The 13,491-nt window shown below is 65.5% G+C and carries 15 protein-coding genes; 6 read left to right on the forward strand and 9 right to left on the reverse strand.

Going from position 1 to position 13,491, the window contains the following annotated elements; translation table 11 throughout:
• Positions 1-186 precede the first annotated feature (186 nt).
• From FHR96_RS19605 to FHR96_RS19625, 5 genes are all read left to right on the forward strand, one after another.
• A complete protein-coding gene (locus FHR96_RS19605) occupies positions 187-702 on the forward strand; it encodes a TRAP transporter small permease (RefSeq protein ID WP_246393058.1) in 516 nt (171 codons plus the stop codon).
• A gap of 2 nt (positions 703-704) precedes the next feature.
• Positions 705-1,997 carry a TRAP transporter large permease gene (locus FHR96_RS19610; protein WP_183389416.1) on the forward strand — a complete coding sequence of 431 codons (1,293 nt, stop codon included), beginning with the start codon at positions 705-707 and terminating at the stop codon, positions 1,995-1,997.
• 43 nt (positions 1,998-2,040) lie between these two features.
• The gene (locus tag FHR96_RS19615) at positions 2,041-2,994 is read left to right on the forward strand and encodes an NAD-dependent epimerase/dehydratase family protein (RefSeq protein WP_183389417.1); all 954 of its coding nucleotides are present in this window, start codon (positions 2,041-2,043) and stop codon (positions 2,992-2,994) included.
• A gap of 1,025 nt (positions 2,995-4,019) precedes the next feature.
• Positions 4,020-4,463, forward strand: a complete 444-nt coding sequence (locus FHR96_RS19620) for an SRPBCC domain-containing protein (protein WP_183389418.1) — start codon at positions 4,020-4,022, stop codon at positions 4,461-4,463.
• A 77-nt stretch (positions 4,464-4,540) separates the two neighbouring features.
• Positions 4,541-5,059 carry an AAA family ATPase gene (locus FHR96_RS19625; RefSeq protein ID WP_183389419.1) on the forward strand — a complete coding sequence of 173 codons (519 nt, stop codon included), beginning with the start codon at positions 4,541-4,543 and terminating at the stop codon, positions 5,057-5,059.
• Positions 5,060-5,192: 133 nt separating this feature from the next.
• Here FHR96_RS19625 and FHR96_RS19630 read toward each other — a convergent pair whose 3' ends face one another.
• Complete coding sequence (locus tag FHR96_RS19630) at positions 5,193-5,933, reverse strand: dienelactone hydrolase family protein (RefSeq protein ID WP_183389420.1); 741 nt, start codon at positions 5,931-5,933, stop codon at positions 5,193-5,195.
• Positions 5,934-6,108: 175 nt separating this feature from the next.
• Here FHR96_RS19630 and FHR96_RS19635 point away from each other — a divergent pair, with 175 nt between their 5' ends.
• A complete protein-coding gene (locus tag FHR96_RS19635) occupies positions 6,109-6,450 on the forward strand; it encodes an antibiotic biosynthesis monooxygenase family protein (protein ID WP_221195889.1) in 342 nt (113 codons plus the stop codon).
• 17 nt (positions 6,451-6,467) lie between these two features.
• On the opposite strand, the gene FHR96_RS19640 is transcribed toward FHR96_RS19635, so the two are convergent.
• The 8 genes from FHR96_RS19640 to FHR96_RS19675 all read right to left on the reverse strand — a co-directional run bounded on the left by FHR96_RS19640 (position 6,468) and on the right by FHR96_RS19675 (position 13,415).
• Positions 6,468-6,788 (reverse strand): hypothetical protein, encoded by a 321-nt coding sequence (locus tag FHR96_RS19640; protein ID WP_183389422.1) that lies wholly within the window; start codon positions 6,786-6,788, stop codon positions 6,468-6,470.
• A 25-nt stretch (positions 6,789-6,813) separates the two neighbouring features.
• Positions 6,814-7,218: a gamma-glutamylcyclotransferase family protein gene (locus tag FHR96_RS19645; RefSeq protein ID WP_183389423.1), complete on the reverse strand. Its 405-nt coding sequence runs from the start codon at positions 7,216-7,218 to the stop codon at positions 6,814-6,816.
• Between the two features lie 324 nt (positions 7,219-7,542).
• Positions 7,543-7,980 carry a cytidine deaminase gene (cdd, locus tag FHR96_RS19650; protein WP_183389424.1) on the reverse strand — a complete coding sequence of 146 codons (438 nt, stop codon included), beginning with the start codon at positions 7,978-7,980 and terminating at the stop codon, positions 7,543-7,545.
• Entirely contained in the window at positions 7,977-8,711 is a 735-nt protein-coding gene (gene deoD / locus FHR96_RS19655) for a purine-nucleoside phosphorylase (RefSeq protein WP_183389425.1), read from the reverse strand. The genes cdd and deoD overlap by 4 nt, the downstream gene beginning before the upstream one ends.
• Positions 8,712-8,757: 46 nt before the next feature.
• A complete protein-coding gene (locus tag FHR96_RS19660) occupies positions 8,758-9,969 on the reverse strand; it encodes a phosphopentomutase (protein WP_183389426.1) in 1,212 nt (403 codons plus the stop codon).
• A complete protein-coding gene (gene deoA, locus FHR96_RS19665; RefSeq protein ID WP_183389427.1) occupies positions 9,966-11,294 on the reverse strand; it encodes a thymidine phosphorylase in 1,329 nt (442 codons plus the stop codon). The genes FHR96_RS19660 and deoA overlap by 4 nt, the downstream gene beginning before the upstream one ends.
• Entirely contained in the window at positions 11,294-12,070 is a 777-nt protein-coding gene (deoC, locus tag FHR96_RS19670) for a deoxyribose-phosphate aldolase (protein WP_183389428.1), read from the reverse strand. The genes deoA and deoC overlap by 1 nt, the downstream gene beginning before the upstream one ends.
• A 76-nt stretch (positions 12,071-12,146) precedes the next feature.
• The gene (locus tag FHR96_RS19675; RefSeq protein WP_183389429.1) at positions 12,147-13,415 is read right to left on the reverse strand and encodes a NupC/NupG family nucleoside CNT transporter; all 1,269 of its coding nucleotides are present in this window, start codon (positions 13,413-13,415) and stop codon (positions 12,147-12,149) included.
• Between the last annotated feature and the right edge of the window lie 76 nt (positions 13,416-13,491).

A 13,491-nucleotide genomic window follows, 5' to 3' on the forward strand; every position in this document is an offset into this window, starting at 1 on the left:
CTGCGCGCCCGCGGGCCGCCCGGGGCCCCCCCCCCCGGCCCGCCGCCCCCCGCACACCCCCCTGCGCTTCTTTTTCTCTCTTCGCCGGTTTCGTCTTCTTCTACGGGGGGGTGCTGCGCGCCTTGGGCCCCCCCCCCCCGCCCCGGCCTCCCCCCCCCCCCGACCCACCTCTTACCGGAGGTTCCCTTGAACACCGCGGAACGAATCACCCATGCGGTCGACCTGTTCTGGAAGCTGTTGACCGCTGTCGTCATGACGGCCTTCGCCCTGATGTTGATCATCATGGCCATCCAGGTCATCTCGCGCTATGCCCTCGGCGTGGCGGTCCCCTGGACCGATGAGGCCTCGCGCTACCTGTTCCTGGCGGAAATCTTCCTGGGTTCCGTGTTGGCACTGCGCTACCAGGAGCACATCCGCATCACCGTGGTGACCGATCTCCTGCCGTCTCCCCTGCGTCATGTGGCGACCGCCCTGGCGGACATCGTCTGCATGCTGGTGTTGCTGATGCTGATCGTCGGGGCCTGGAACATGATGGAGCGCACCGCCGGCGTGATGGCCAGTACCTTCAACATGAGCTTTTCCTACATCTATCTGATCCAGATGATTTCCGCCCTGCTGATGATGGGCATCCTCCTCAGCGACCTGTACCTGCGAATCGTCGCCGCCCGTCTGCCCACCCGCAAACAACGTCGGAGTCACTGACCATGGAAGTGTTCGCCATCATGTTCATCGGCCTGATCGTCCTGCTGATGATCGGGGTACCCGTGGCCTTCGCCATGATCGCGTCCTCCGCCATGGTGCTGGGCTATACGCGGGGCTTCGATGCCATTCCCCTGGAGATGATCTCCCAACGCACCCTCTACGGGGTCAACAGTTTCACCCTGCTGGCGATTCCAGCCTTCCTCTTCATCGGCCGGCTGATGAACTCGGCGGGTATCTCGGATCGCGTCTTCGACGTCGCCCGCACCATGGTGGGGCACCTCAAGGGCGGGCTCGGCCACGTCAACGTGGTGGCCAGCATGCTGTTCGCCGGCATGTCCGGTTCGGCGGTGGCCGATGCCGGTGGCCTCGGCGCGCTGGAGATCAAGGCCATGGAGGACGACGGCTACCCGACCGGCTTCAGTGCCGCGGTGACCGCCAGTTCGGCCACCATCGGTCCGATCATCCCACCCAGCATCCCCGCGGTCATCTACGGCGCGCTGGCTAACGCCTCGATCGCCGCCATCTTCCTGGCTTCCATCATCCCCGGCCTGATCATGGGGTTGGGGCTGATGGTCATGGTGGCGATCATCTCCCATCGGCGCGGCTTTCCCACCCGGGCCAGGGCGCGTCTCGATGAGTTCCTGCGGGCCATCTCGCGGGGCCTGTTGCCGATGCTGACTCCGCTGATCATCATCGTGGGGATCCTATCGGGCGTCTTCACCCCCACCGAGGCCTCGGTCGTCGCGCTCCTCTACTGCATGATCATCTCGTTCCTGGTCTATCGCTCGATCACCTTCCGCGACTTCCTCGACATTCTTCGCGCCACGGCCATCGATACCGCCGCGCTGTTGTTCATCATCGCAGGCAGTGCTTTGTACAGCTGGGTGCTGGCGCGCTATCAGGTCACCGCCCTGGTGGCGGACTTCCTGCTCGCCACCGTGACCGATCCACTGGCGCTGATGCTGCTGTTGGCCGGCTTCATCCTGCTGATCGGGTTGTTCATCGACTCGGTGCCGGCATTGTTCCTGCTGACGCCGCTGCTGGTACCGGTGGTGACCCAATACGGCATCGATCCCGTGCACTTCGGCGTGGTGATGATCTTCACCCTGATGATCGGATTGATCACGCCCCCGGTGGGCACGGTGCTGTTCACCATCCAGAAGATCACCGGCATGTCGTTCGTGGGCCTGGTTCGGGAAACCATTCCCTTCTACATCCCACTGTTCGTGGTGTTGTTGATTATCACCTGTTTCCCGTCGATCGTCATGTTGCTGCCCAACCTGGTGCTCAACTGACGGTCGTCGACAACGACTTGCCAACAAGAAGGAGAGTTCAACCATGTCCGTATTGATCACCGGCGGCCTCGGCCATGTCGGTTCTTGGGTCGCCTACCAGCTGGCCAAGCAAGGCAAGCGAGTCATCATCTGCGATATGGCCGCCAGCAACTTCGACCGTCTCGGGCTCGACTATCTGGAAGAGGTTCGCGACCAGTTGGTCCTCGAAAGCATCGACGTACTCGACTACCACAGCCTGTTCGAACTGATGCTGCGCTACCGTGATGATCTGGAAGGGGTGATCCATGGCGTCTCGGTGATTGCCGGCCCGAATTTCCAGACTCGTCCCTACAAGCACATCTCGATCAATGCCAGCGGTACCCTCAATGTACTCGAGACCTGCCGCATCCTGGGGATCAACAAAGTGGTCAACATGAGTTCCGGCGCCGTCTACGGTGACGCCGCGGGGCCCCAGCACGAGGCGATGCCTTACAAGGCGACCGATCTCTACGGCGCGACCAAGATCGCCGGCGAGCTCTATGGCATGCAGTACACCGATACCTTCGGCATGGATGTGCGCAACGCCCGGCTGTTCTTCGTCTACGGCCCCGGCAAACGGCCGTCGCACATGCACCAGGTCTACCAGGCAATATTCGGCCCTTTAGAGGGGTTGGATAACATCCAGGCTCCAAACGGATCGGAGCAGGCCCTGGACTGGACCCACGTCCATGATACGGCGGCCGGAATCGTGCAACTTTTCGAGAAGGACAGCGTTAGCCATCGCAACTTCAACATCTCCAGCGGGGTGACCGTGGAGCATCTGGAGATCGTCGAGCACGTCGCCGATCTCATCGGTAAGCGTGCCAACGTGCAACTCGGTCCTGGGCCGTTCGTGGTCCGCGGTGCCCCGCTGGATATCTCGCTGGCAAAGCAGGAGCTCGGCTTCTCTCCACGGTTTACCGACATTCGCGAGGGGCTTCGCGATTATTGGGAGTGGCTGAAGGATATTAGGGATTGAAAGCGCCTCCCCGCTGGATGGGCTGGAAAGAATGAGCTGTGAAGAATATCAATGAAGAGGCTCCTGCTCTTTGGAGTTCCTGCTCAGGATTCTATTGGTGATTTAACAAAAGGGACATTGGGTCGCTAGCAGCGGCGATTGAAATAGTATGCCATGTGGTAAATGGCTGTATATCCGCTTCTGGCCGAAAGCGGCCTTACTAATTGGTCAGTGATTGTCGCCAAGCAGTTCTCACGAATCCAAGGAACTGCACCGTCAGCGGTTCCAACGTCATGGGCCGCTGACGGAAGGCTGTGTGTGAAGCCTTAAAGCGTCTCTTCCAGCAGCATGGCGAGCCGCTTGTGATGCAGGTCGTCGGCGGCCGCGTCGTAGGAGGGTGTCGACGCCGGAGCTATAAGTCCGTAAATCATCAAAACAGATTGTCCCCCTGACCCGCATGACCTTTCCTTGCTGGTGACCAACCCTGTAAGGGCCGCGCCATGCGCAGCGCGAAGGCGCCGGTCATGCAGGAGCCGACCACGCCGACCCTGCTGCCCGCGAACTCGGCCTCGGGACCCGCGACACCCGTCTCGGGCCGGAATACAGCAAGACCCTGAAGGAGCAGGGCGGCAAGCTCGAGGTGCTCTGCCTATATATCCATGAATCAGAGAGTAAAGAACGCTGGCTCTACGGTACTCAGCCCATCATAGACTACCTGAAGGGGCTGTTTGGCGAGTAGAGCGGCATCATCCTTCGTGAGCCGCGGCAGCTGGAGTCTCTATACTTGGCTCCGGTCCATGAAGATCGCACCATGCTAGATCATCAGCTAAATTAGTGGCAGGCTGAGTGTAGGGCCGTGTTAAGTTGACGGCACGTTAATTGGTGTTATGGTGTCTAGTTATTGTTAGTTTTTTAAATTCAGTGGGTTGGGCTATATGAGGTGAGCGATATAACACGGCTGAGTGTCCCGATGCGTTCAGTCGATAAACTAGGCGGTCGCCTATTGCCTATACAATACGAATCGTACACAACTTGGAGTTTTATGCATGACTGACGACAGAACACTACGTACTTCCAGGACGTTGCCTTTCTCTCCCGAGGAAATTTACGGGGCATTTGCTTCGCCTGAACTGCTGGCCACATGGTGGGGGCCTGAGGGTTTTTCAAATACTTTCGAAATTCATGAGTTCACGGAAGGGGGGCGCTGGAAGTTTGTCATGCACGCCCCAGACGGAAGTGACTACCAGAACGAGAGCAAGTTCGAAGTACTTGAGCCCAATTCTAAAATAGTCATCCTTCATGACTGCTCGCCAAATTTCCGACTCACAGTTGAACTCACCGCTGAGGCCCGTGGAACGCATGTAACCTGGACTCAAGTGTTTGAAGATTCGAAGACTGCGCAGATGGTGAAAGAAAGGGCGGGTCCAGCAAATGAGCAAAATCTTGATCGGCTCAAACGCGTGCTTGAGCAGGAAGATAGTGCCATATAAAAAGCAGCATCAGTTTGTCCGGAATGTCACGCTTCGCGTAACAGTTCGGCCGCTGCACATGGCGTTAGGTCTCTACGATGCATGCTCTTATTACCGGCGCAGCAGGCTCCGGAATCAGCACACTCGGCAAGGCTCTCGCCAAGGATCTGAATGCCTCCTTCCTGGAGGCTGATGACGTCTATTGGCTAGAAACTGATCCGCCTTTCACGAAGAAAAGGCCTGTAGAGGAAAGGCGGAGGCTGATGATCGCGAGTCTGGAAAGCTATCCAGACGCAGTCGTCTCAGGGTCTGTGATGCAATGGGGCGAGGACATTGAGAATGCTTTCGATGTGGTGATCTTTCTTTATGTGGAAGCGCATATCCGCTTGCAGAGGTTGCGGGAAAGAGAGATCCATCTTTTTGGCGCTGCAGATCCTGACTTCCTGGAATGGGCGGCACAGTATGACCAAGGCACGGCGCCGGGACGAAGTCTCGCCAGGCATCGGGCATGGCTGGAAAATCGCTCATGTCGCGTCATAACGCTAGAAGGGGCTATGTCAGTGTCTGAGCAATTAGAAGTTTTAAGGCAAAACGGCCTGACTTACCGCTTCAGATGACCGTCCAATCCGCTGCCGCGCCTCGGCCGGCAATTGACCTTCGGCGTTAACCATCCATCAGGAGTGACTCCAGCAACTGCACCGTCAGCGGCCCCAACGCATGGGCCGCTGACGGAAGGCCATGCGTGAAGCCCTACAGCGTCTCTTCCAGCAGCATGGCGAGCCGCTTGTGATGCAGCTCGTCGGCGGCCGCGTCGTAGGAGGGGGCGTCCTTGGCGGTGAAGCCGTGGGCGGCGCCCTTGTAGAGCTCGGTGGCAAAGTGCACGCCGGCGGCGGCGAGTGCCTCGTCCATGCGGGCGATCTGCGCGGGCGGCAGCAGTTCGTCCTTGTCAGCGTGGCCGAAGTAGACGCGGGCCTGGATGGCGTCGACCACGTTCACCGGGCTTTCGGCGTCGTCGGCCTTGGCCAGGTTGGCGGAGTGGAAGCCGGCCGCAGCGGCGATGCGCTCGGGATGTTCGGCCGCCATGCGCAGCGCGAAGGCGCCGGTCATGCAGTAGCCGACCACGCCGACCTTGCCGCTTGCGAACTCGGCTTCTCGGTCGAGGCAGTCCAGCAGGGCGTTGAAGTCGCGGGATTGCGCCTCGGGGGTGAGGTGGCCGGCATAGTCGACCAGCGTCGGGCGCACGTCGGGATCGCGGAAGGACTTGCCCTCGGGCACGATCTCGCCGGCGGCATCGCGGTAGTAGACGTTGGGCATCAACACGGCGTAGCCGTTGTCGGCGATCCGCTGGGCCTTCTCGTGGTAGCAGGGGCGCAGGCCGCCGATATCGGTGAACAGCACCACGGCCGGCAGCGGGCCATCGGCGTTCGCTGGCGTAAAGATATGAGCGTCGATGGTGCCGTCGGCGGCGGAAATGTCGATGGCGCGGGACATGGGGGCTCCTGAAAAACGATAGGATTAGCGTGGCAGAGCGGCTCTGCCCGGCGTAGATATGATGTGCTGCCGGGTGTGACACTCTCTACCATAACGAAGGATTGATCCTAAAGCCGCTTTGGCGATGCTTGCCGGGGACGAGCGGCACGTCCACGGCCTTGAACGGGAGATGGTGATGACGGAGCAAGCGGCGTTTTACGTGCTGTATCGCTTCAAGGTGAAGCCGGGGATGGAGGGTATCTTCAAGGAAGGATGGCGTCGCATGACGCAAGCCATTCGCGAGCAGCGAGGCGGCCTGGGCTCGCGCCTTCATCGGGCCGATGATGGCTGGTGGGTGGCCTATGCGAAGTGGCCGAATCGCCAAGCCTGGGCGTCGTCACAGCAGAGGTCCGAGTCCCCGGACCGTGATGCTGCCGCACTCATGGCGGAGGCCATCATGGAGCGGTTGCCGCCCATTCCTCTGGAGCCCGAGATCGATCTGATCGACCGGCGTGCGGGGAAAGACGGCACGCCTTAAGGATCATGAATAGTGGGTCACTGCCCGCCTCCGATGATCAGCCGCAGTGCCTGAAGGCCGCCGAACTCGAGGCGGGTTTCCTCCGAGAACAGCGGGTGGCCGTGGAGGCTCAGGTCGACGGTGGCCGAGGCGCCCTGATAGCGCACGTCGGCGGTGATCTCGGCCTCGGTGCCCAGCGGCGCCAGCGGGCCGTAGCCGATGTCGTCCACTTCCACGACGCCGAGGCCGCTGTCAGCCAGCGCCTGGACGACGTCGTTCTCCAGTGCCATGCCGTAGCTGACATAGAGCCCGCCGTAGGCGAGGCCGGCGATGACGATCAGTAAGAGAACACGTCCCATCGAAGGTTTCCTCGTCGAGAGTGGGTCAGATAGCGGATGACGGGCGGGGCTGCCAGCCGCCCTCGCGGATCGCTGCGCAGCCCGCGACCTCGAGGTTGTAGAGATACAGCCAGGCCGGGCCGAAGGCGGTGGCATGCACGACGCGGTCGTAGGTGCCGCTCGCCGGCCGGCGGGCCCGATAGTCTTCGAGCACGTCGAGGTCCTCGAGCCCTTTGGCGTCGACGCGGAACACCTCGACTTCGACGCCGCGCGAGGGTGCGAGCCGGGCGCCGGGGTAGGGGCCGAGGTCGAAGAGCGTCACGTCGGTGAGCACGTCCGCGCCCACGAACGCGGCGCCGTCCAGCCAGTGGTGATTGCGCAGGCCGCGCTTCAGGGTGCCGTAGACGGCGACCAGGGGCGTGCGCTGGATGGCGATGGCGGGGCTGTTCATCGGGCTGTCCTCTCGGGCGGCGTGGCGGCCGCCAGTCTACCAGAGCGCCTTGTGCCCGGCAGTGAGGGGGGCAGGTGATTGGGGAGCTTTGGGGGCGCCTGACGGCGCCATTCGCGCAGCAAGCCGGAGCGCCGGACCGTGCGCTCCCACGAAGGTCAAAGACAACACCCTCGTCGCGCAGCAAGCCGAAGTATCGGGGGCAGGCTATTCTGGCGCCGCAGGGGCGCCTGACGGCGCCATTCGCGCAGCAGAGCTGCGCTCCCACGCAAACCTCCCACGCAAACCTGGTCAGGCCGCTTACCGTGCCCTCACTGCGCCGCGGGCTTACTCCATCGCCGAGTCGCGGCCGAGGTTCTCGGGTCCGAAGGAGTCGGGCAGCAGCTCGTCCATGGTGTAGCGGCGCAGCAGCGTGCCCTGGGCGTCGACCACGCGGATCAGCGTTTGGGGGCTCGCGAACTCGCGGATGCGCTGGCGGCAGTCGCCGCAGGGCGTGCACAGGTGCTCGCCGGGACCGATCACGTAGACTTCGCGCAGCTCGCGCTCGCCGGCGCTGGCCATGGCGGCGAGCGCCGAGGCCTCGGCGCATAGCCCCTTGTAGTGGGCCACCTCGACGTTGGCGCCGGCGTAGCGGGTGCCGCTCTCGCTGACGATCAGCGCGCCCACCGGATGGTTCGAGTAGGGCGCATAGGCACGGTCGCGCACCGTGATCAGCGCTTCGACAATGTCTTGTGGAACAGTGTCCTGACCGATGGCCTCGCTCATGCGCCGGCTCCTCGGGCCGCGTCGTCGCGCAGCACGCTTTCCAGGGCGATGGTCATCATCTCGTCGAAGGTGGTGGCGCGCTGATCGCTGGACAGCGAGTCGCCCTTGACGATGTGGTCGGAAACCGTGCAGATGGTGGCGGCCCGGGCGCCGAACTCGGCGGCCACGCCGTAGAGGCCGGCGGCTTCCATCTCCACGCCGACGATGCCGTAGCGGCGCAGCAGCTCGACCATCTCGGGGCGCGGGTCGTAGAACAGGTCCGCCGAGAAGATGTTGCCGACCTTGACCGATACGCCCTGGGCCGCGGCGGCGTCCACCGCGTGGCGGGTCAGTTCGAAGTCGGCGATGGCGGCGAAGTCGTTGCCCAGGAAGCGGGTGCGATTGACGCCGGAGTCGGTGCAGGCACCCTGGCCGATCACCACGTCGCGCACCGCCACGTCGTCGCGCACCGCGCCGCAGGAGCCGACGCGGATCAGGCTCTTCACGTCGTAGTCGGTGATCAGTTCCTTGGCGTAGATCGACACCGAGGGAATGCCCATGCCGTGGCCCATCACCGAGATCTCGCGGCCCTTGTAGGTGCCGGTGTAGCCGTACATGTTGCGCACCTCGTTGATGCAGCGGGCATCCTCGAGGAAGGTGTCGGCGATGTACTTGGCGCGCAGCGGGTCGCCGGGCATCAGCACGGTGTCGGCGAAGTCGCCGCGCGCGGCCTGGATATGCGGGGTGGCCATGTTGAGTCTCCTTGATGGTGTCGAGCCGGGCTTGGTGATTCAGAGGTTACCGAGTCGGCAGGAAGCTCTCGCCGTCGTCCATGGGCGGCAGCCCGAGGTGTTCGGCCAGGCTCTGACCGATGTCGGCGAAGCTCGCTCGTGCGCCCAGCGAACCGGGCGGCAGGCCGGCGCCACTGGCCAGCACCGGGATGTGCTCCCGGGTGTGGTCGGTGCCGGTCCAGGTCGGGTCGCAGCCGTGGTCGGCGGTGAGGATCAGCAGGTCGTCGTCCTCGAGCCTTTCCAGCAGCTCGGGCAGGCGGGCGTCGAAGGCCTCCAGGGCGGCGGCGTAGCCGGCCACGTTGCGGCGGTGGCCGTAGACCATGTCGAAGTCGACGAAGTTGGTCATGATCAGCGAGCGGTCGCCGGCCTGCTCGAGCGCCGCGAGGGTGGCGTCGAACAGGGCGTCGTGGCCGCTGGCCTTGATGGTCTGCGAGATACCGCAGTGGGCGTAGATGTCGGCGATCTTGCCGATCGCTACCACCTGGCCGCCGTCGTCGTGCAGCTTCTGGAGCACCGTGGGGGCGGGCGGCTCGACGCTGTAGTCGCGGCGATTGGCGGTGCGGGCGAAGTCGTCTGCGCTCTCACCCGTGAAGGGGCGGGCGATGACGCGGCCGATGTTGTAGGGCTCGAGCAGGCGCCGGGCGATCTCGCACAGCTCATAGAGGCGCGCCAGGCCGAAGCTTTCCTCGTGGGCGGCGATCTGGAACACCGAGTCCGCCGAGGTGTAGACGATCGGCTTGCCGGCGCGGACATGCTCATCGCCGAGCCGGGCGATGATCTCGGTGCCGGAGGCGTGGCAGTCGCCCAGCACGCCGGGCAGTTCGGCCTCGCGGATCAGCGCCTGGAGAAGCTCGGTCGGAAAGCTGTGCTCGCGCTCCAGGAAGTAGCCCCACTCGAAGCGCACCGGCACCCCGGCGATCTCCCAGTGGCCGGACGGGGTGTCCTTGCCGGAGGAGATCTCCCGGGCGTGGCCGTAGGCGCCGGTGACGGTCGCCGGCGGCTCGACGCCCGCGGCCCAGGCACCGGTGCTCTCGTGGTGGGCGTGGAGAAGGCCCAGCCGGCCGAGGTTGGGCAGTTGCAAGGGGCCACGTTCGGAGGACGTCGCGCAGGCCTCGGCGATATGGCCCAGGGTATCGGCCCCGGCGTCGCCGAAGGCCGCGGCGTCGGGCGTGGCGCCGATGCCGAAGGAGTCGAGGACGAGCACGATAGCGCGTGTCATGGGGCCTCCCGACGGATGGTGTCTTGTATCAGTGTAGGTTCGGCCGGCGGCGTCTCGCCGAGTTCCAGGGCGGCGAGCAGCTGGCGCTCGGCGCGCTCGGCGTCGGATTCGCTTCTGGCATGAATGCGGGCCAGCGGCTCGCCGGCGGCCAGGCGGGTGCCCAGCGCGGCGATCTCGGTGAGGCCCACCGCCGGGTCGATGGCATCAGTGGGGGCGCGGCGTCCGCCGCCCAGCTCGACCACCGCCATGCCCAGCGCCCGGGTGTCGAAGGCGCCCAGGTAGCCGTTGCGCGGGGCGCGCACCTGGCGCGACACCGGAGCCTCGGGCAGGTAGTGGCCGGGGCGCTCGAGCAGGTCGGCGGGGCCGCCGAGGCCGGCCACCATGCGCGCGAAGCGCTCGGCGGCCGCGCCGGAGGCCAGCCGCTCGTCGAGCATGCTCAGGGCCGCGTCGCGGTCGGCGGCCAGGCCACCGGCCAACAGCATCTCCGCGGCCAGGCTGCGGGTCACCTCGAGCAGGCGGCCGCCTCGGCGCTCGCCGGTCAGCACCGCCAGTGCCTCGCGCACCTCCACGGCGTTGCCGGCGCAGGGCGCCAGTGGCTGACTCATGTCGGTGAGCAGGGCCGTGGTCGGGGTGCCGGCCTGACTCGCCACCTCGGCAATGCTCTCGGCCAGCTCCCGGGAGGCCTCGGGGGTGGGCATAAAGGCGCCGCTGCCGACCTTGACGTCCATCACCAGGGCGTCGAGGCCGCAGGCCAGCTTCTTGCCGAGGATCGAGGCGACGATCAGCGGCAGCGACTCCACGGTGGCGGTGACGTCGCGCACCCCGTAGAGGCGCTTGTCCGCCGGGGCCAGGCTGCCGGTCTGGCCGATGATCGCCACCCCGACGTCCTTGACCAGGCGTCGGAAGGTGGCGGTGTCCGGCGTGACCGAATAGCCGGGGATCGCCTCGAGCTTGTCGAGGGTGCCGCCGGTGTGGCCGAGGCCGCGCCCCGAGATCATCGGCACATGGCCGCCGCAGGCGGCCACCCAGGGGCCCAGCACCAGCGAGACCAGGTCGCCCACGCCGCCGGTGGAGTGCTTGTCGAGCACTGGGCCTGGCAGGTCGAGCCCGGCCCAGTCGAGCACCTCGCCGGAGTCGCGGGTGGCCTCGGTCAGCGCCACCGTCTCGGCGGTGTCCATGCCCTGCAGATAGATGGCCATGGCCAGGGCGCCGACCTGGGCGTCGGACAGGCTACCGTCGGTGATGCCCTGCACCAGCTCGCGGATCGTCGCGACGGGCAGGGGCTGCCCGTCGCGCTTGGCGCGGATGGCCTCCTGGGGAAGCATCAGTAGCCGTCCTCGGGGCCGGCGTTGCCCTCGAAGGCGCCCAGGGTGAGCAGCAGGTCGTCGAGCAGGCCCGAGGCGCCGAAGCGGAAGTGCGCCGGGGTCAGCCAGTTGGCGCCCATGAGGCGTTCGGCGAGCTGCAGGTAGGCCTGGGCGTCCTCGGTGGTGCGCACGCCGCCGGCGGCCTTGAAGCCGACGTCGCGGCCGCTGTCGCGGATCACTTCGAGCAGGATCTCGGCGGCCTCCAGGGTGGCGTTGACGGCGACCTTGCCGGTGGAGGTCTTGAGGAAGTCGGCGCCGCCCTCCACGGCCAGCTCGGCGGCGCGGCGGATCAGCGCCGGGTCCTTCAGCTCGCCGGTCTCTAGGATCACCTTGAGGCTGGCATCGCCGCAGGCGGCCTTGCACATCTCGACCAGTTCCTGGCCCACGGCTTCGTCGCCGGCCATCAGCGCGCGATAGGGGAAGACCACGTCGACCTCGTCGGCGCCGGAGGCCACCGCCTCGCGGGTCGCCCGGGCGGCGCGCATGACGTCGTCGCCGCCGTCGGGGAAGTTGGTGACGGTGGCGATCTTCACGCTGTCGTTCAGGCGGTGGGCGGTCAGCGCCCGGCGTGCCGGGACGATGAACTGCGGGTAGACGCAGATGGCCGCCGGGGTGCCCATCGGCGTCTTGGCCCGCTGGCACAGCGCCTCGATGGTGGCATCGGTGTCGTCGTCGTTGAGGCTGGTAAGGTCCATCAGCGACAGGGCCTGGCGGGCGGCGCGTTGCAGATCGGTCATGACGTTGTCCTGTAGCAAAGAGTCCTGAAGAGAAGCGTGACGCCGCGGCCGGGGCCGGGGCCGCGGCGTCGCCGGTTCATGCCCCGAGGGCGATGAAGAAGCCGGCCAGGGTAGCGGACATCAGGTTGGAAAGGGTACCCGCCAGCACCGCCTTGATGCCGAATCGGGCGATATCGTGGCGCCGGCTGGGGGCGATGCTGCCCAGGCCGCCGAGCAGGATGGCGATCGACGACAGGTTGGCGAAGCCGCACAGCGCGAACGACAGGATCGCCGCGGAGTGCTCGGACAGGGCCTTGCCGGTGGCCGCCACCACCTGCTCGCCGTCGAGGTAGGGCGCCAGATTGATATAGGCCACGAACTCGTTGACCACCAGCTTCTGGCCGATGAACGAGCCGGCCAGGGTGGCTTCCTGCCAGGGCACGCCGAGCAGGAAGGCCAGCGGCGCGAACAGCCAGCCCAGGATCATCTCCAGGCTCAGCGACTCCATGCCGAACCAGCCGCCGACGCCGCCGAGGATGCCGTTGACCAGGGCGATCAGGCCGATGAAGGCCAGCAGCATGGCGCCGACGTTGGCGGCCAGCATCAGGCCGGAGCTGGCCCCGGCGGCGGCGGCGTCGAGCACGTTGGTGGGGTGGTCTTCCTCTTCCTCGAGTCGCTCCTCGGCGGCGGAGACGCTGTCCTCGGGCGTCTCGGTCTCGGGCATCAGCAGCTTGGCGAACAGCAGCCCGCCGGGGGCGGCCATGAAGGAAGCGGCCACCAGGTACTCCATGGGAATGCCCAGCGCTGCGTAGCCGGCCAGCACCGAGCCGGCCACCGAGGCCAGGCCGCCGCACATCACCGCGAACAGCTGCGACTGGGTCATCCGGGCGATGAAGGGGCGCACCACCAGCGGCGCCTCGGTCTGGCCGACGAAGATATTGGCGGTGGCCGACAGCGACTCGGTGCGCGAGGTGCCGAGGGCCTTCTGCAGGGCGCCGCCGAGGATGCGGATGATCCACTGCATGACGCCGATGTAGTAGAGCACGGCGGTCAGCGAGGAGAAGAAGATGATCACCGGCAGCACCTTGATGGCGAACACGAAGCCGGTGGACTCGACGTCGGCCAGGCCGCCGAACAGGAAGCCGATGCCGTCGTTGGCGTAGAGCACCACCTGGCTGACGGCGTCGGAGACGGTGGCGAGCACCGCTTGGCCGGCGGGCACGTAGAGCACGAAGGCGCCGATGCCGGCCTGGATGGCGAAGGCGCCGCCCACGGTGCGCAGGCGGATGGCGCGGCGGTTGGAAGAGAAGATCAGGGCGATGGCGACCAGCGTCATCATCCCGACCAGGCTCATGATCAAGGTCATGGGGATGTCCTTGTAGTTGGCGGCCGAGGCGCGCGGGGCACCTCGCGACCGGCGATGGCTCTCGACAAGCGAGTCG

The organism is Halomonas organivorans, assembly GCF_014192055.1.
In the GTDB taxonomy this organism is placed as follows: Bacteria; Pseudomonadota; Gammaproteobacteria; order Pseudomonadales; family Halomonadaceae; genus Halomonas; species Halomonas organivorans.